Here is a 16,255-nt window from a genome sequence, read left to right as displayed (position 1 = left end):
GCAACAGTCAGCGCGCTAAAGGACACCTTCTCGCGCGTAACCTAAGCCGTTGCCGTTGCTCTTGAATTCGCCGATGACAGCCATGTTAGGGTCCTTTCCGGTTTGCTCGGGCCGCGCCTATCGCGACCTCGATGACGGTGAAAGGACCGGAGGCGATTGACCCCGCACCCGGAGGGCCGGAACGAAGTGGAGGGCGGGCGGACACGGCTATTTTGCCTGGCGATGCAAAGGCGGGCTTGCCCGCCGGCGGAAAATAGCCGGGGCCGGCCGTTGCGAGAAGGCGATCGAGACGCAGTCGTCCTTCGGTCACACCGGACTCTTCGAGGTCTGCGCAGGCGCCTCCCGAACCACAAGGCGAGAAGGAGCCTCACCACGGCACCCGCTCATCAGTGGTGTTCAAGGACCATGTCAACGGCAAGAACATCACCGGCCCGCTCTTACCGCCTCCCGGATGCCCGGCCACGCCCGGCCCCTCGACACCTTCCGCTATAATCCGTCCGCATCATAGCCAGCGACCCGCGAGAACCAGCCAGCATGGATGAACTCCAGCGTCGGCCAGCCCTACATCACGCTCACGCCGGCATCCCCGCTTGACGACGCTCCATCCGGTGGTGCGGCCGGGTGAGATGGAAAGTGACTATGCGCTGATCTAAACGCAAGGGTGCGCACCCCGCCGACGCGGAGGTCCCGCCGCCAAGGCGGGGATTCCGGCGCGTCACGCCGGGCGCTCGGCGATGAGCGATGGGTAACACCGCGCCACCAGAGGCAACCTCAAGCCGGATCTACGACAGATCGTCCGGCCATTGCTGCGCTCCGTGAAGGACACGCAGAATGCGAATTGCCTCCGCCGCAACCGTGTAGGCCGCAATATACGGCGTTCCGGTCACGACAAGCTCACGTGTTCCCGAGACCCGGCCGGGCCGGCCGCTCTCGGGGAAGTCGAGCAGACGGCGAGCCGCCGCGACGATTCGTTCGTCAATCGCGACAGCGGCGGCGGGATTTTCCGCCTCGATATAATCGAAGATGCCGTCGCGATCCGCGAGCGCGAAAGCCGACCAGGTGAGCCTCATGCTTTGAGATCGCCGGCCTTGCGGCGGGCAGCGGCGCGACGCTCGGCAAAATGCGCCTCGACCTCATCGTCGGGAAGGTCTGGCCGTGTATCTTCCAGCGCCTCGCGCACCTTGGCCCGAAACCAGGCATCATGCGCCTCGCTGCTCGTGACGAGCTCGAGGGGCAGCACACCCTCGTTGGCGGTGCGGGTGAGGAGAATCCGAACCGCATCCGATACCGTGAGGCCCATGTTTTCGAGCACGGCGGACGCCCGGTCGCGGATGTCGGCGTCAATTCTGGTCTGGACGAGTGCGTTTGCAGGCATGCTCGCCTCCTTTCTCGATTCAATGTAATGCAATTGAATGACGTTTGCCAGCCCACTACAGGCCGCACATGCCCTCGCACTCATTCGGCCAGAGATCGAGCTGGCCTTGATCGGCGGCCGTCGACAAATCGGCCTGGTCGAGCGGTACGCATGAGCGATGCAGGAACACCTCGCCGCGTATGCCGCGCAAGCCGGTGCGAAGCGCCTTGTCGGCCGCGACGGCATCGGCCCATGCCTCCGGATCGTGGTCGCGCATGCGGCGCCAACGCGCGTTGTCGTGGAAGGGGCATCCGATGCAAGCCGACTTCGGCGGCTCGGGATAGCCATGCCGGCGCAACCATGCGAGACAATCCTGCCTGCTCATCCGCTTCTCGATCAGCGGGAAACGCTTGATCTGCCACGCCTCGAAACTCGGCTTGGCACGAATGACTTCGTCGCAGGAAATGCCGATCCACTGCTCGACGACGGGATACGCCGGCGAGCGTTTACGGGTGAGGTCCACGAGCTCGCGCACCTTCCGGCGGATCGGCACGATCTTGAATTCCGTCGTGCATTGGCGACGGATCATGCCGATGGAGACGGTCTCCGTCGTGGCCCGGCGCGAACCGATCTCGACGAGTTCGCCATCATCGTCCTCGTCGAAGACGGGAACCAGCGCGCCGGCGGGGGTGACGGTTTTCGTGAAGGCCGGGATCGAGGCCCAGCGATTGCCAGCGCCGGCGGCCAGCAGCTCGTCGCGGATGTTGCCGGCCGAAACGACATGGACCGGGAACGGCAACACGTTGCCGGACATCAGCCAGTCGAGATGGTCGTAGACGGCGCTCGGTTCCCAGCCGGTGTCCGCGAAGATCGCGCAGTCGGGCATCGGCCCGATCTCGCCGTGGGCGGCGAGCAACGCCATCGTGGTGGATTGAACGCCGGCGCCGAGGCTGAGCGCGCGCAGGCGGATGGGGGAGGGCTGGAGGCCTTCCCGATCAGCAACCAGAGAGAACAGCATCAGCCTTTCTCCCCGCCGTCGCCTTCGATCCAAAGACTGAGGTCGCGCCGCATCAACCCAATCGGGCCGTTGATCTCGGTGATCCGCGCGTCGCCGGCGACATAGCCACCGATGCGGAACAGCTCGACGAGATGGCGCATCACGTCGCGATAGAGGTGGCCACCGACAAGGGCAACGTCTCGGAAAGTCTGGCGCCCGTGATAACCGCAAAGGCGATGGATGTGCATTCCGGGATGCTGCCCAACCTCCTCAATCTGGTCCTGGGTCTCGGGACGCGGCCAGCGCGTCCCGAGATTGCCAGCCTTCATGGCCGCGGCCATCTGCCGGGTCATTTCGGCGTCGTACATCGCGATCGGCGTGGCGGCCGCACGAAAGCCGAGATGGGCGGAGAGGAATGCGACCTGAGCTTTCTCGCCATGAGGGTCGACGGCGCGCAGCGTCCGCCACAAGGGACCGTCATAGCGTTCGATGGCCAGCATGGTGGCCGGGCCGTCGCGCTTCGTCGCTGAACAGGCGAGGATCAGCAGGCGCTGGGAGGGGAGGACAGCCATTATGCAGCCTCCCGCTCGTCGGCAATCGACGGCTGCCTATCGTGCAGATAAGTGACGGCGCGTTGCGCATGGGCGGCGGCCTGGAAGATCGCCTTCTTGTCGTCGGCAAGGACGGCCAACCAGGAATCGAGGTACGATGCGTGATCGGGTCGTGGCTCGAGCTCCGGAACAATGCCGAGATCCGCACAGAGGAAGCAGCTTCCGAGTTCGGCAACCAGCTCCTCGCGCGCCCGCTCGGTGCGATCCTTGCCGTAGCGCGACAGATCGCGGTTCACGCGATGGGGAGCTGCCGTCCAGTGCGTGGCCTCATGGCTCAAGACCGCGACGTATGAAGCAGCATCCCGGAAAGTTGCAACAGGCGGCATCTGGATGAAGTCGCCAGCAGGAGAATAGAACGCCCTGTCGCCACCATGCCGAATCACCGCGCGGGTGTTGGCGAAGAAACGATCGACATGCTCGATCCGCTCGACAGGATCACGGACAGGCTTGGCCTGCGCATAATATTGCGCGGGCAGCCCGTCGATCTGCGCGACATTGAATGCGGTGTAGGCTTTGAGGAACGGGATTTCCCGGTCGAACTCTTCACCGGCGACACCGACTTCGGTCTTCGTGAACCGGCTGGCGAAGACCACCATGGTTCCGCTCTCGCCCTTGCGGACCGCGCCTCCAAGCTCAATGGCCTGCTTGAACGTCATCCAGATGGGCGCTGAAAATCCGCGCGCCAGGGCTTCGGACCAAAGCAACAGCACATTCATGCCGCTATAGGGCAAACCGTTGTGGCGGAGCGGGCGCGTCACGCGGCCAATAGCGTTCGCCGAGTTCCATGGCTGCATCCATGGGCGCACGCCTTTTTCGAGATCGGCGACGATGCGTTCGGTGATCCGCGCATAGATGTCGGTGCGCGAGCCCTTTTCCTTGCTGGTCATGTTCTCAAACCTCCTTGTCGGGGCCGCGCCCATCGCGGCCCGTCGCGGAGGTCCGTGGCCGGGGCGATCAGGAGGGGCGCGCACCCGACCGGGCCCGTCGCATCGCGACGGGCGGGAAGGGCCGGAACGAAGTGGAGGACGGCGAAGCCGTTGCGCGGGCCACCGGCCCCGGCAGGACCGCCAACCGGGACGGGCCGCGGTGGGCGCGCTCCTCCGCTTTCTTTTTGCCCGCTTGCCCATCCCGATCTGGCGCAACGCCACAGGCCGCGCTATATATCTGACTAGCTGACTAGGTAGAAGTGCGAGCCAATGAGCAAGCAGGCGGGACTGAAGAACATAAAGAAAGCCGGACGCCGCCCGGCGGCGGGACGGTGGAAGCTCGAGGACGCGAAAGCGCGCTTCAGCGAAGTGGTCCGCCACGCGCGCGAGGATGGTCCACAGCGTGTGACCGTGCGCGGCCACGATTCGGTCGTCGTGATGAGCGTCGAGGAGTTCGAACGCCTGGTGCCGGAAAAGCCGAGGCTGCCGTTCGTCGAGTTCATGGAGAGCCTGCATCTCGGCGGGCTCGATCTTGAGCGCGAGATGGATCGCGGCCGGGATGTCGAGCTTTGAGGGGCTGGCTGCTCGATACGAACGTCGTCGCCGCTCTGATCAATCCGCAGGGTGCGCCGTCGGTCAAGAGCTGGGTCGCGGGACAGGAAGAGGAGACATTCTTCATCAGCGTCCTGACGCTTGGCGAATACGACAAGGGAATCCACAACCTTCCCGACGGTCATGCGGAGCGCCCGCGTTATATCGCGGCGCGCGACGCGTTGGCCGAACGCTTCGGCGATCGTGTCCTTTCGCTGAGCGACGAAGTCGTCCGGCGATGGGGAAGGGTTTCGGGAGAGGGCAAGCGGGCGAGCGGACACGCCCCGCCAGTGATCGACACGATGCTGGCCGCGACGGCGCTCGAACACGATCTCTATCTGGTGACGCGCAACGTGAAGGACGCCAGGCCATCCGGCGCGACGGTGTTCGATCCGTGGAACGACGATGCAGCAATGTTTCCGCTGAGCCCCAAAGCCGGGCGCGTGCGATAGCGACATGCGAACAGGCCGGCCCCCTTGCGGGACCGGCCTGTTCGGCAAGGAAGAAGGGGGCGAGGCCGAAGCCTCGCCCGATGGGCGGCTCAACCGAGGGCCGCCATCTGCAATTCGGCCGCCTTGCGGTCGAGGGTCTGGCCGGGATGCTCGGCCGGACGCTCGAAGGGCTTCCAGCGCTCGCCAACGATCTGCTCGTAGGCGGCGACCGCGCCTTCGGCGGCCATGCGCAGGGCATGGGCCTGGAGCCCCATGTCGGCGGCGAATTCGCGCTTGCGCTGCGCGGCGCTGTCGAAACCGACGGGGCCATCGAGGTCCTCGTCGCGCAGGTCGTTGGCGGCCTTGGCCGTCATGTCGCGGGCTTCCGTCACCGCGCGGGAGTAGAATTGGCCGGCCCCATGGGCGGAGCCGACATAGGCCCCGATGATGCGCTGGAGGTGGATCTGCATCGCGCGCTCGCCGAGGCCTTCGCCGAGCGCCTCGGCGGTCTCGACGATCATCCGCTCGTGCAGGTCGCGGATGCCGTCGCTGTCGAGCACCGGCGATCCGAAGCTCTCGGCGATCATCAAGGCCTGGGCCGCATCCGGGCAGGCGAGCCGGACCATTTCGAGGGTTGTGCCCTTGCGAAGCTGGACGACGCGGGCGGTCTGGCGGGGAGCGGTTCTGGACATGCGGATTTTCCTTTCCATCGGTTGTCCCGAAGGCTCGCACCGGCCCTTGCCAGCTCTCCCTTCGGGTGAGCTCGTGAAAAACCGGCGGTCAGACGGACGCTTCAGGGTCCGGGGCGACCAGGTCGAGCGAAGCCGGCTTGCGGGCAAGCGGGGCCTACGGCCCTGCGCCAGACCGCGGGCCTGCTTTGCCGAGATCGGTCGTTCCGGCCGCAACGCGGCGCGAAGCGGCCTTGAAGCGGCCGGCCGCCGGTTTACGAGCGCAACCTCAAACCGAAGGGAGGGCCGGCGAGGGACCGCGTCATCCCGGCGACCAAGCGCAGGAAAGGGGGCATGTCCGGATCTCCGCCAGATCGCGGCGGCCGGCCGCAGCATGGGCCTCGGCGTCAATGCCCGCTCTTCCCGGATGTGCGACCGCTGATCGCCGGGCGCTGACATTGCCGCCCGACAGCGCCGCCGCCCTCACGCAGCCTGCGATGGCGAAGAGTCGTGCCGCTCGCGAAAGGCCGCGATCGCCCGATCCTGCCGGGCCAGCTTCCGCGCGAGCGCGTCGATCTCCGGCTGCCGCTCGGCCGAGAGGGCGGCGAGGTTTGCACGGTAGCGTTCGAGGAACGCGCCCGGATCAGGCGGCTTTCCGCGCCGATAGGCCGTGCGGCGCGGCTGCAATTGCGGGATCAGCGCCGTCATGCGGCGCGTGATCTGCCGGTCGATCATGTCGAGCTGGCGCTGCGTCTGCCTGCGCGCCTCCTCCATCCGGGCGAGCTGCGCACGGCGGTCAAGAGAAGTGGTCATGGCGCGCTCCCGCGCCTGGCGACGAAGTCCGAAGGGCCGTCCCATGCGCGATGGCGGGCTTCGTCGATGACGAAGCCGAATTGCCCGACCCGATACTCCGTCGACGGCACGAGGAAGCGTCGTTCCTCGACTGCCTGGCCACGTTTCCCGCCGCGTGTGGCGACGCACTCCACGAAGCCCTTCTCATGGTCCGACGTGATCGCCGCGATGACGATCCAGTCGGCCGCGTGCAACTTCTCGAAGGCGAGGCGATCCCGCTCGCGGGATTCGCCGGGTCCAAGGACCGTGCCGAAGATCTTCTCCCAGGCGTCCGGCCAGCCATCCTTGATGGTGCGCTCCGCGCAGCGGCGCTCGAAGCTGGAGAACAGATGCGGGAAGTGGATCGCGACGATCGCCCAGCACTCATCCTCCTCGTACCAGCCGCCATCGGCGCGCAGTATCGGATGGACCTGCGCATTGCGCTCGGCCGATAGATGAAAGCCGCCGTGACTGGCCGTGTCGTGGAAGATGACGCCATCGGCATAGATCGTCGCGCCCTGCGAAGCACCCCACGGCGTGCTCGCGGCGATCCGCGCATCGCGGCGAGCGAGCGCCTTCTTCTCCTGGCTGTGCTCGGCCTGTTCGAGGACCGCATTTCGGAATGCCGCCGCGTCGGCGAGCTCGCCGGAATGGCCATAAAAGTCGTTGCGGGTCCATTCCGGCATGGGCCTGCGGATTCGCCAGCCTGTCGCGAGATAGTGCTTGCCGTCGCTGGCCGGGACCATGGCGAACGCATTGTCGCCGACGAGCGCGACGGCCATGCCGTCAGCGCTGCGGCCAAAAGAAGCCCCCGAAATATCGGGGGTTTCGAGATTGCCGTTCAGGTGGGTGAGCGCGTTCATGCCGCTGCCCTCCCCTCGATGACGTCGGCGCCGACCTCGTCGGCGGTGACTTCTTCGAGCACGGCGCGGGGATAGCCGTGGCGTGACAGCCACTCCTTCGCGTCGGCCTCGTGGGTCGCGAAATAGACGAGTTCGGCGTGATCGCCGGCACCGGCGAACACACGGACCGAGCCGATGGCCGGACGTTCGACGATGGTGAAGTGGAGCTTCGAATCCAGCGAGAACGTCCGATGGACGCGGATGGCGATGACGCCGCCGGCGCCATAGTCGGCCTCGTGCAGCGTGAAGCAGGCGGGCACCGCGATGTTGCCGACGCCTCGTTCGCCCTGCTTGCGGGTCAGCCGACCCCGGCTGTTGTTGGACCGCCAGGTCGATAGCTTCTTGTTGAAGCGCGCCGGCGGTTGCGGCGTGCCATCGGACCAGGCGACGATCGAGCCGATGGGTGCGTTGTCGAAGAATGTATGCGCGGACATGATGTCCTCCGTGTTTGCGCAGGTGTGGAAACAGAACCGCCGCCGGTTTGGCCGGCGGCGGTGGATCATTCGGAAGGTGAAACGGGGGCGGCGCTATTCGGCCGCCTCCAGATATTCGCCAGCCTCCTCATCGGCCGGGTCCTCTGCGACCATGTCGATGTCCTCCCCCGGCTCGTCATCGTCGTTCGTGGCAGCGTTGGAGGACAGCCAGTGCGAGAGGCCGGCGGCATCCGGAGCGAAGAGCGCTGCGGAATGAACGAAGTGCCCTTCCTTGAAATGCTCGACGAGCGCTGCGCGCGTGTCCTTCACCCTCTGGCGCGGAAGGACCGGCGTGTCCTTGCACGAGGCTTCAAGCGCGGGACGCGACAGGCACGAGAGGAAGTCCTCCGTACCCATGTTCGGCAGGAACGCATTCGCGCCGATCGCCTCGCCCGCGATGCGGGCGACGATGCCGCTCTTGCTGGCGTTCTCCCGGCAAGAGAACACGTCGATCAGCATGGAACGGGCCACGACGCGCAGCGTGTCCATATCGAAGGCGAGCTTGCCCTCGGCATCGAACAGCATGACACCATGCCTGGCGAGCTTGCCGTGGCCGTAGTTGCCGCTGCCTGCGCCCCTCGTGACCGACACGTTCTGCCCCGCGAAGGCGAGGATCAACAGCGCCATCAGCGTGTCATCCTCGATCGGCGCGCGGCCGAGCGCTTCGCGCAGCGCATCGGTGCGGTAGTCGCCGATCATCTCAATGCCCTTGTGCGTGACTTCGGGACGGGGTTTCGCGACAGAACCAACGTCGTTCTCGTCAGTGCCGTGCGAACCGGCCGCCGACTTCCCCTTCGGCTTCTTCGGCTCGGGCATCCGGTAATGCACCGACTGCACCTTGCCGTCGCGATCAATATACATAGCCGTGCAATCGCCCTTGCCCGGTTTGCCGTGAACGCGCTCGGCCTTCCTGGGCAGTTCGGGCTGACCCCAGCTATTCTGCTCGGTGATGATCCCCCTTTTCGGGAGATGATTGGTCATCCATTCCTGCTGAGCGCCGAGGAACGCCTCGACATTGGTGGTGTAGCGGCTGTCCTGATCGGCCGGCGCGAACAGATCCTCGGTCCATTCGATGCCATAGGCCTGGGCCAGATCGTCGCCGAAGCTGGCGTCGCGGGCATACATCCGCTTCTTCTGCAGCGCCTGCGCGACGCTCCACCACGACACCTGCGGATCACCCTTTTTCGGCTTGTTCGCCTTCCAGACCTGCTGCTGCTCCTCGAGCGAAGCCGCCGCGATCGTACGAAGCTGCTGCTCGTTCGGCATGTCGCCCCTGGCCATCTGATCGAGCATCGCCGGCAGCACGTTGGCGAGCAGGCGCAGCTTCTTGATCTGGCGGACCGGCAGTGCGAGCGCCACGGCGATCGCTTCCTCGGTCCAGCCGAGCGCGACAAGCCGCTCGATCGCGCGCCATTGGTCAACGGGATTAAGCGCCTCCCGCGCCAAGTTCTCCACCATCGAGCGCATGGCGCCATTGTCGTTCGCGGCCTCGACGACCAGCACGTCGATTTCCTCAAGACCCGCGGCGATCGCCTGCTTCACGCGCCGATGGCCGGAATCGATGATGTAGCCATTGCCGCCGCCGGTTTCGGGCGCGATGACAGGAGGCTGCACGATGCCGACCGCCTTGATGGTCGCCAGCAGCAGTGCATCGGCCTGCGGCGTGGATTTCGTCTGGCGCATGCGGTCGGGATTCTCCTTCAGCGCACGCGGGTCGACCTTCATGAGACGCATGGAATTGCTCCTTCAAGGGTTGCGGACGCGGCCTTCCGCCCGTCCTTTTGTCGTCTTCTTCCCGAAGACACCCTCCGGCCCGCGGAGCGGGCGGACCGGCACAATTGCGGGCGAGCATCCCTGCCCGGCCGGACAAGCGGGGCTCACAGCCCCGCGAAGGACGACGGGACGGGATCGCGCTGGCCGCGATTGAGCGACAGCGTTGCCGGTCAGGCCGCTCTGCGAGGAGGTTTCCCCCCTCCTTTTCTCTATTTCCTGCTTTTCGTCCGGAACGCTCTGACCTCAGCCAGGTCGTAGGCTCGGTTCAAGCCGCGAGCGCGCTCGGCGCTGCCGCATCCTCGACGTCGAGCGCCAGAGCCCGCTCGATCTCCACGAGTTGCCGACGCTTGTCGGCGAGTTCGTCGGCGAAGGCGAACTCGCCCTCCCCCCGAGACTGATAGGAGGCAAGCCGGCGGCGCGCATCGGCAAGACGCTGGCGATAGCGCTCCTGCTCCCCCTCGAAATCGTCGAGCGCATGTTCGAGCCGGGCGACCGCGCCGAGCGGCGTCACCGTCATGGGCAAATCGATCTCGTATTCGGCGTTGGTTCGCAGCAGCATGGTGGCGTAGCGATAGCCGTCCTTGCCGAAACGCTGGCCTTCATATTCGAGATCGAAGCCGCCGACCGAGGCGATGATCGCCTCGCCCTCCTGCTGCAATTGCACGAGCGTCAGAATCTCCTTCATCAGAGCCCTGCCCGCCTCCTTGCGCTCGGCGTAGGAGGTGTCCGTCACGTTCATCGTGAAAGCAGCGCCGTCGGTCGGAACAAGACGCTCGATGTCCTGGCCAATTTCCGCGATGCGGCGCGTCGAGATGTCGATATCGCGCTCGGCATCGCGAATCTGCCGGCGCACGGCATGCTGATCGTCGATATGGGCGGCGCGAAGCCGTTCGAGCCGGGCGATATCGGCTTCAAGCCCCGCCTTCTGCATCAACCTCTGGTCGCCGGAAGCGATGGCCTTGGCCATGGCGAACTGGTTCGCCTGTCCATCACCGAGATCTTCAAGCCTGCGGATCGAAATATCGCCGGAGCGCGCGGCCGCGATGAAACGGGCCTTGCGCTCGTTGTTCTGCCACATTGCGGCATCGAGCGAGCCCTCCGTCGCGTAGGCGTAGATATCAACCTCGTCGTGCTGGTTGCCCTGGCGAACGATGCGGCCCTCGCGCTGCTCGATCTGCGAGGGCAGCCACGGCACGTCGAGGTGATGCAGCGCCTTCAGGCGCAATTGCGCGTTGACGCCGGTGCCCATCGTCTCCGAGCTTCCGAGAAGGAAGCGGACCCTGCCGGCACGCACGTCGCCGAACAGCCTCTGCTTCGCCTCCGACTTCTTGAAGTCCTGCATGAAGGCGATTTCGGCGGCTGGCACGCCGCGCCGGATGAGCTCGTCCCTGATCCAGCGATAGGCCGAGAAGCCTCTGGTCTTCTCGACATTGATCGTGCCGAGATCAGAAAAGATCATCTGCGCGGCGCCGGGTAGCTCATAGGGCCTGCCGTCCGGCTGAACATAGGTACTCGCTTCGGTCTCCCGCCAGATGCGGAAGGCGGTGTCGATCATCATATTGAGCTTGTTGCCGGGCTCATTGTCGTTGTCCGCATCGACCAGGCGAAGATCGATCGCCGCATGACGCCCGTCGGTGATGACGGACAGCAGGATGTCGTCGCCAGGTTCGACAGGCCGATTGCGCTGCTCGATCGCCTTGATGCGCGCATCGAGCTGAAGCTGGTAGCGCTTGAAGGCGGCGGTCGGCTTCGCCGTGACGATCTGCCGGCGGCCGGTCGAGATCGCCGGCACCCTGACGAATTGACGCAAATCCTCCGGCATGACGACGTCGGCGAAGCTGCGGAACATCGCGATAAGCTCCGGCACGTTGACGAAGCTGGCGAACCGCGACACCGGCTTGTATTTGCCGGATGGCTGCAATTCGAGCTCGGTCGTGGTGTCGCCGAAGGTCGATGCCCAGGCGTCGAACTCGTGCAGACCGCGCTGCGCCAGCGCCGCATGGTCCATGAGCCGCTGCACGGAGAACATTTCGCCGAGGGTATTGGTGATCGGCGTGCCCGACGCGAGCACGAGCGCACGGCCCGGATTCTTCGTCTCAATGAAGCGGGACTTCACATAGAGATCCCAGGCGCGCTGCGAGCCGTTCGGATCGACGCCTTTCAAGGTGCTCATGTTCGTGGGGAAGGAGAGCTTTCTGAACTCCTGCGCCTCGTCGACGATGATCTGGTCGATGCCGATCTCCGAAATGGTGAGCAGATCGTCCTTGCGCGTCGAGAGTGCCTCCAGCCGCTCCTTGAGGCCCTCCTTCAACCGCTCGAGACGTTTGCGCGACACGCGATCATCGCTCTCGACCTTGAGCAACAGCGTCTCGTAGAGCTCCAGCTCGTCCTGGATCATCTGTTGCTCGAACACCGAGGGCACGCCGATGAAACGGAACGCGCTGTGCGTGATGATGATCGCATCCCAGGTCGCCGTCGCTGCCCGCGACAGGAATCGGGCGCGCTTGTCCTTGGTAAAATTCGTCTCGTCCGCGACGAGGATACGGGCGGAAGGATAGAGTGCCAGGAACTCGCGCGCCGCCTGCGCCAGGCAATGACCGGGGACGACCAGCATCGCCTTGGCGATCAGTCCGAGCCGGCGTTGCTCCATGACGGCGGACGCCATCGTCATGGTCTTGCCGGCGCCGACGGCGTGGGCGAGATAGGTCGAGCCCGCCGCGATGATGCGCCAGATGCCGCGTTTCTGATGCCCATAAAGAGTAAAGGCGCCAGAGGCGCCCGGAAGTTTCAGATGGGAGCCGTCGAATTTTCGCGGCGCGATGTTGTTGAAGCGATCATTGTAAATCCGCGCCAAACGGTCGGTACGATCGGGATCGGACCAGACCCAGTTCTGGAACGCGGTCTTGATCTTGTGCAGCTTTTCCTTGGCTGCCTCGGTATCAACGACATTGAGCACGCGGCGTTCGCCATCGGGGTCTTTGATAGTATCAAATATCTGCGGCACGCGGCTGTTGAGCGCATCGGCGAGCAGCTCGCCGTCATGGCGGCGATCGGTGCCCCATTCCGATGTGCCGGCGGCCATCCAGCCAAGCTGACGGGCCTCGACCGTCCAGGACGCCAGTTCCGGCATGTGATGGATCTTGATGTCGGCTCCCATCGTCTCCTTGACGAAGATGACGACGTCCCTGGCCGGAATCCAAGGGCTTCCGAGCCGCGCGGTGATTTCGGAAGGACCGAGATCGGGGGGCTGGACCGCAACAAGCGCACGGACATTGCGCTCGAATGCGGGTTCAAGCGCGGCGGCACCTTCGGCCACGTTGAGCTTGTCGCGCACCGGACCGGAGAGATAAGCATCCGCCGTCTGCCACGAGCCATCGGCAGGGTTCTGGAAGATCGCATCGCCAAGCTCCGCGATGACGCCGGCGGCGTCCTGATGCAGAAGCTCGGCAATATGCTCGATATCGACGCCGCCGCGCTCGGAGAAGATCGGTCCGGGCTTGGACGTATCGGTATCGAGATCGTAGTTCTCGATCGAGGCGACGAGCCAGCAGTCCGGGTCGTCAAGGAACGGCTGGATGTTCGGCCGGCGATGCGTCTCGCGCACCTCGCCGCTCTCATCGCCCTCCGTAACCGAAACCGTCGTGTGATTGATCGGGCCGAAATCGCGGACAAAGCTCGACCATGCGATGCGCAGCCTGACCTGCGCATCCCTCCACGGCCGGTCGAGCTCCTGGCATTTCAGCACCTCACGCACAGCATCACGGATCGGAATCAGCTTCTGGATAATGCGGACATGCTTTTCCGGAATGCCGTCGGTGCTGCGGCCTTTCCGGACTTTGACCGCGACGGATTCACCATCGAGGATCTGCATCAGGCCCCGCACCTTGTCGAAGAAATAGCTGCCTTCGCGCACAGGACGATTCGCGGGAAGATCGGCATCGTCAAGATCGTCGACACCCCCAAGATCGAAATCGATCTCGCCAGGTTCGCCGTCATAGATGGCTTCCGGAAGAAGAAGGACGGCGGCATCCAGCGCCGCGCCGAGATCGACGCCCGCGTTCGGCAGGCAGGTATAGGTTTCGTCGGGACCGTAAATGCCGCGACGAAGCGCATGCGTGCCGAGCACGAAATCCGGGTGCTGTGCGAACCAGCGATTGACGCGGATCGCCTCCTCATCCTCTGTCGCTGGCCGCACCTCGTCAAGATCAAGCCAGGAAAGATCGCCCTCCGGCTCCCCGGCCTTCCGCTTGCGGAAAAAGAGCACGTCGACCACGACCTCCGTGCCGGCCTCGGCCCGAAAACTGCCTTCGGGCAGGCGGATCGCCGCGATCAGATCGGCCGACTTCGCGATATGCTCGCGCGCCGTGGCGTCGCCCTTGTCCATCGTGCCCGAGCTCGTCACGAGGGCGGCGAGCGCGCCCGGCTTCAACAGGTCGATGGATCGCGCAATGAAATAGTCGTGCAGCGTCAAACCCAGCGAACGATAGGCCCGGTCCGACCGCACGGTCCGGCTGGAAAAAGGCGGATTGCCGATGGCGAGGTCGAAACTCGGCGGCAGTTCCGTGTGCGCAAAATCGCTGGAGAGGATGCGCGCGCGAGGCTGCAACAGCCGGGTAATGCGCGCCGTGACCGGATCGAGATCGACGCCGGTGACATGGGAGATATCGCGCAGTCCTTCCGGCATCAACGCCGGAAACAGGCCAGTGCCGATTCCCGGCTCAAGAACACGGCCGCCGCGCCAGCCGAGACGCTGGAGACCTGCCCAGATCGCCCGAACGATGAACTCTGGCGTGAAATGGGCGTACTGCGTGCAGCGGGAGAGCGAGGCGTAATCGGCTTCCCCGACGGCGTCCTCAAGCGCCGAGCCGATCTCATCCCAGCCCTCGCGGAAATCGACCTCGCCGGGCTGACGAAAAACGCCGTTCGCAAGATCCGATGCGCCGAATCCGGTGAAGCGGATCAGCTTCTCCTGCTCCGCGCGCGTGGCGGGACGCTCCGCCGCTTCGATTTCGGCCGCGAGCCGGATCGCGGCGATATTGTCACGCGCACGAGCCTTCCAGCCCTTCGCCAGGACACGATCACCGACGATATGGAAGTTCTCGCCTCGCGTGCGGCTCCCCGGTGAAACCGCACGCGACGCCTTGACGCCCGCAATTGCGGGCGCCGGCGTTGATGGATCGGGATCGTCGTCATCGTCGGGCTCCGGCGTGAAATCGCCGGCAAAGGCGGTCACGCCTAGCCCGAGGCCGGACGACAGGGCCGTATTGCCGAAAAGGTCGATTGTGAAGGGATCGTCGTGCGCCATTGGAAATCTCCTGTGCTGCAGGCGCGCGCCGTCGGCCCGCCGGGCGGTCCCGGCAGGTGCGAACGGTCGCGATGGTGATGGGGTTGGAGTAGGTTACGCGGAGGCTATGGCTTCTCGATCATGTCGAGATGCATCTCATCCTTCAGGAACGCGATGCGCAGATGCGTGCATCCGGGACCGGAGGCGATCAGGGCTTCGAGACTTTCGGCGGGAAAGAAGTCCACGCCGTCGTCAGGGCCGAAGCTCCTGCGCTTCACCTCGAACCAGCCGTCATGCTTGCCGGGGTCGCATTCCTCGGCATAGGCGACCAGCGGCTTCGCACCTTCGGCGAGCGCGCCGTTGGAACATAGATAGACGCCATGATCTCCGACGAGCCACAAGCCAGGCTTGCGGGTGTCGGTCGGGGAGTATCCAAGGCAAGGGTCGCGGAAGCCCCCGTTGACCTTCGCATCGGCAACGCCGCGAGCGATGACGTCACGGACGGCTGTGAGTGAGAACGTCAGTATCATGCCGTCCTCCTCACGCCGCGATCGCATCGGGCAGGTAGCGCAGATGCACCGGCAGCTTGGCCGAGATTTCCGCATCCGTAAGCTGGTCAAGCAGCTTGAAGTCACGGGCATGGCTCGGCGCACACATCATGACGATGCGCTGGCCGCTCTGGCCGTGCAGGAAACGCCAGTCGGCATAGCCGCGATAGTCGTCATGGGTGCTGGACCAGATATGCTCGACACGCTCTTCGCGTGTCATCGCTCGGACGGGTCGGGATTCACGCTCGACGATGGCAGCCTTCATCTGCTCCGGGGAACCGCGATCGGCGAGATCGCAATATCCGTGAAAATGCCGGAACCGGCCGTCGATCGTGAGCGTGAAGAAGATGCTGGTGATCGAGCCGGTGAGGAACTCCCGCATGGCGAACACATCGCCACGCATCCAGAGCGGCGGCAGGATATCGAGCATGTAGTCGTGCTCGGCCTCGCCGATCTCGAACCATTCGCCGCGATAGAGCGCACTGTCGTCGCCCTCCCAGCGGTTCGGTCGCTGCGCGTGCCGGTCGAACATGCGGAACATCTGCCGGCGGTCGGCGACGCCTTGATAGACCTTGCGGATCGGAGAGAGGGTCATGAGCGGGCTCCTTTCAGCCTCGTCGGGCCGGAGCGCGGCACATCCTCGTGGATGTCCATCCCTTCGGCCCTTCTGACCCCTCTTCCGCGGCCGCCTCTCCGTCCGGCCGGGTCAAGGGCCGGCGCAGCCGGGCGAAGCTTTACCCTTGACGCGGACGGCGGGCATGCGGCAGCCGGATTTCCCTTCCCTCCTCTTCTTTCCTTGCCCTTGCCTTCAGGCCCCTGAACATTAAAGGGGCACAGATATACGGCAGGCGGATCATGGGTTGAAC

At 65.0% G+C, this 16,255-nt stretch carries 15 protein-coding genes; 2 read left to right on the top strand and 13 right to left on the bottom strand.

The genetic code is table 11. The features are described from left to right. Nucleotides 1–782 precede the first annotated feature (782 nt). From AX729_RS06165 to AX729_RS06145, 5 genes are read right to left on the bottom strand one after another with little or no spacing between them, the layout of a single operon-like run. Nucleotides 783–1,070 (bottom strand): type II toxin-antitoxin system RelE/ParE family toxin, encoded by a 288-nt coding sequence (locus AX729_RS06165; RefSeq protein WP_061021135.1) that lies wholly within the window; start codon nucleotides 1,068–1,070, stop codon nucleotides 783–785. After that, nucleotides 1,067–1,375, bottom strand: a complete 309-nt coding sequence (locus AX729_RS06160; protein WP_061021133.1) for a type II toxin-antitoxin system RelB/DinJ family antitoxin — start codon at nucleotides 1,373–1,375, stop codon at nucleotides 1,067–1,069. The genes AX729_RS06165 and AX729_RS06160 overlap by 4 nt, the downstream gene beginning before the upstream one ends. Nucleotides 1,376–1,430: 55 nt before the next feature. Further along, nucleotides 1,431–2,372 carry an adenine nucleotide alpha hydrolase family protein gene (locus tag AX729_RS06155; protein ID WP_061021131.1) on the bottom strand — a complete coding sequence of 314 codons (942 nt, stop codon included), beginning with the start codon at nucleotides 2,370–2,372 and terminating at the stop codon, nucleotides 1,431–1,433. Continuing rightward, nucleotides 2,372–2,923: a hypothetical protein gene (locus AX729_RS06150; protein ID WP_061021129.1), complete on the bottom strand. Its 552-nt coding sequence runs from the start codon at nucleotides 2,921–2,923 to the stop codon at nucleotides 2,372–2,374. Before AX729_RS06150 ends, AX729_RS06155 begins: the two co-directional genes overlap by 1 nt. After that, nucleotides 2,923–3,849, bottom strand: a complete 927-nt coding sequence (locus tag AX729_RS06145; RefSeq protein ID WP_061021127.1) for an ArdC family protein — start codon at nucleotides 3,847–3,849, stop codon at nucleotides 2,923–2,925. The genes AX729_RS06150 and AX729_RS06145 overlap by 1 nt, the downstream gene beginning before the upstream one ends. Before the next feature lie 309 nt (nucleotides 3,850–4,158). Between AX729_RS06145 and AX729_RS06140 the strand changes: the two genes are divergently transcribed. Both AX729_RS06140 and AX729_RS06135 read left to right on the top strand, forming a co-directional pair. Beyond that, on the top strand, nucleotides 4,159–4,461 hold the full coding sequence (locus AX729_RS06140; protein WP_061021125.1) for a type II toxin-antitoxin system Phd/YefM family antitoxin: 303 nt from the start codon (nucleotides 4,159–4,161) through the stop codon (nucleotides 4,459–4,461). Beyond that, nucleotides 4,458–4,931 carry a type II toxin-antitoxin system VapC family toxin gene (locus AX729_RS06135; protein ID WP_061021123.1) on the top strand — a complete coding sequence of 158 codons (474 nt, stop codon included), beginning with the start codon at nucleotides 4,458–4,460 and terminating at the stop codon, nucleotides 4,929–4,931. Before AX729_RS06140 ends, AX729_RS06135 begins: the two co-directional genes overlap by 4 nt. Nucleotides 4,932–5,020: 89 nt before the next feature. Here the strand turns inward: AX729_RS06135 and AX729_RS06130 are convergent, their stop codons facing one another. The 8 genes from AX729_RS06130 to AX729_RS06095 form a co-directional block, all read right to left on the bottom strand. Next, the gene (locus AX729_RS06130; protein WP_197433538.1) at nucleotides 5,021–5,602 is read right to left on the bottom strand and encodes a hypothetical protein; all 582 of its coding nucleotides are present in this window, start codon (nucleotides 5,600–5,602) and stop codon (nucleotides 5,021–5,023) included. Between the two features lie 459 nt (nucleotides 5,603–6,061). Further along, nucleotides 6,062–6,391, bottom strand: coding sequence for a hypothetical protein (locus AX729_RS06125; protein WP_061021118.1), 330 nt, complete (start codon nucleotides 6,389–6,391; stop codon nucleotides 6,062–6,064). After that, nucleotides 6,388–7,272 carry a DUF7007 domain-containing protein gene (locus tag AX729_RS06120; protein WP_061021114.1) on the bottom strand — a complete coding sequence of 295 codons (885 nt, stop codon included), beginning with the start codon at nucleotides 7,270–7,272 and terminating at the stop codon, nucleotides 6,388–6,390. The genes AX729_RS06125 and AX729_RS06120 overlap by 4 nt, the downstream gene beginning before the upstream one ends. Continuing rightward, nucleotides 7,269–7,745: a UCP036055 family protein gene (locus AX729_RS06115; RefSeq protein ID WP_061021139.1), complete on the bottom strand. Its 477-nt coding sequence runs from the start codon at nucleotides 7,743–7,745 to the stop codon at nucleotides 7,269–7,271. The genes AX729_RS06120 and AX729_RS06115 overlap by 4 nt, the downstream gene beginning before the upstream one ends. 93 nt (nucleotides 7,746–7,838) lie before the next feature. Further along, nucleotides 7,839–9,518 (bottom strand): ParB/RepB/Spo0J family partition protein, encoded by a 1,680-nt coding sequence (locus tag AX729_RS06110; protein WP_061021112.1) that lies wholly within the window; start codon nucleotides 9,516–9,518, stop codon nucleotides 7,839–7,841. 304 nt (nucleotides 9,519–9,822) lie between these two features. Further along, nucleotides 9,823–14,862, bottom strand: coding sequence for a helicase-like domain-containing protein (locus tag AX729_RS06105; RefSeq protein ID WP_061021110.1), 5,040 nt, complete (start codon nucleotides 14,860–14,862; stop codon nucleotides 9,823–9,825). A 104-nt stretch (nucleotides 14,863–14,966) separates the two neighbouring features. Continuing rightward, on the bottom strand, nucleotides 14,967–15,371 hold the full coding sequence (locus tag AX729_RS06100) for a DUF3085 domain-containing protein (RefSeq protein ID WP_502686900.1): 405 nt from the start codon (nucleotides 15,369–15,371) through the stop codon (nucleotides 14,967–14,969). A 10-nt stretch (nucleotides 15,372–15,381) separates the two neighbouring features. Beyond that, on the bottom strand, nucleotides 15,382–15,984 hold the full coding sequence (locus tag AX729_RS06095; protein ID WP_061021108.1) for a DUF1419 domain-containing protein: 603 nt from the start codon (nucleotides 15,982–15,984) through the stop codon (nucleotides 15,382–15,384). Nucleotides 15,985–16,255 lie beyond the last annotated feature (271 nt).

Source organism: Bradyrhizobium sp. CCH5-F6, from assembly GCF_001556045.1.
GTDB lineage: Bacteria > Pseudomonadota > Alphaproteobacteria > Rhizobiales > Xanthobacteraceae > Bradyrhizobium.
Note: the sequence above shows the minus strand (reverse complement) of the source record. Positions and strands in the feature narration are given on the sequence as shown.

What these genes read in the sequence shown, in the direction of transcription:
- AX729_RS06160 (WP_061021133.1), bottom strand. Translation starts at nt 1,375, where the DNA reads ATGCCTGCAAACGCACTCGTCCAGACCAGAATTGACGCCGACATCCGC.
- AX729_RS06155 (WP_061021131.1), bottom strand. Translation starts at nt 2,372, where the DNA reads ATGCTGTTCTCTCTGGTTGCTGATCGGGAAGGCCTCCAGCCCTCCCCC.
- AX729_RS06105 (WP_061021110.1), bottom strand. Translation starts at nt 14,862, where the DNA reads ATGGCGCACGACGATCCCTTCACAATCGACCTTTTCGGCAATACGGCC.
- AX729_RS06125 (WP_061021118.1), bottom strand. Translation starts at nt 6,391, where the DNA reads ATGACCACTTCTCTTGACCGCCGTGCGCAGCTCGCCCGGATGGAGGAG.
- AX729_RS06120 (WP_061021114.1), bottom strand. Translation starts at nt 7,272, where the DNA reads ATGAACGCGCTCACCCACCTGAACGGCAATCTCGAAACCCCCGATATT.
- AX729_RS06150 (WP_061021129.1), bottom strand. Translation starts at nt 2,923, where the DNA reads ATGGCTGTCCTCCCCTCCCAGCGCCTGCTGATCCTCGCCTGTTCAGCG.
- AX729_RS06100 (WP_502686900.1), bottom strand. Translation starts at nt 15,371, where the DNA reads ATGATACTGACGTTCTCACTCACAGCCGTCCGTGACGTCATCGCTCGC.
- AX729_RS06110 (WP_061021112.1), bottom strand. Translation starts at nt 9,518, where the DNA reads ATGCGTCTCATGAAGGTCGACCCGCGTGCGCTGAAGGAGAATCCCGAC.
- AX729_RS06130 (WP_197433538.1), bottom strand. Translation starts at nt 5,602, where the DNA reads ATGTCCAGAACCGCTCCCCGCCAGACCGCCCGCGTCGTCCAGCTTCGC.
- AX729_RS06140 (WP_061021125.1), top strand. Translation starts at nt 4,159, where the DNA reads ATGAGCAAGCAGGCGGGACTGAAGAACATAAAGAAAGCCGGACGCCGC.
- AX729_RS06115 (WP_061021139.1), bottom strand. Translation starts at nt 7,745, where the DNA reads ATGTCCGCGCATACATTCTTCGACAACGCACCCATCGGCTCGATCGTC.
- AX729_RS06165 (WP_061021135.1), bottom strand. Translation starts at nt 1,070, where the DNA reads ATGAGGCTCACCTGGTCGGCTTTCGCGCTCGCGGATCGCGACGGCATC.
- AX729_RS06095 (WP_061021108.1), bottom strand. Translation starts at nt 15,984, where the DNA reads ATGACCCTCTCTCCGATCCGCAAGGTCTATCAAGGCGTCGCCGACCGC.
- AX729_RS06145 (WP_061021127.1), bottom strand. Translation starts at nt 3,849, where the DNA reads ATGACCAGCAAGGAAAAGGGCTCGCGCACCGACATCTATGCGCGGATC.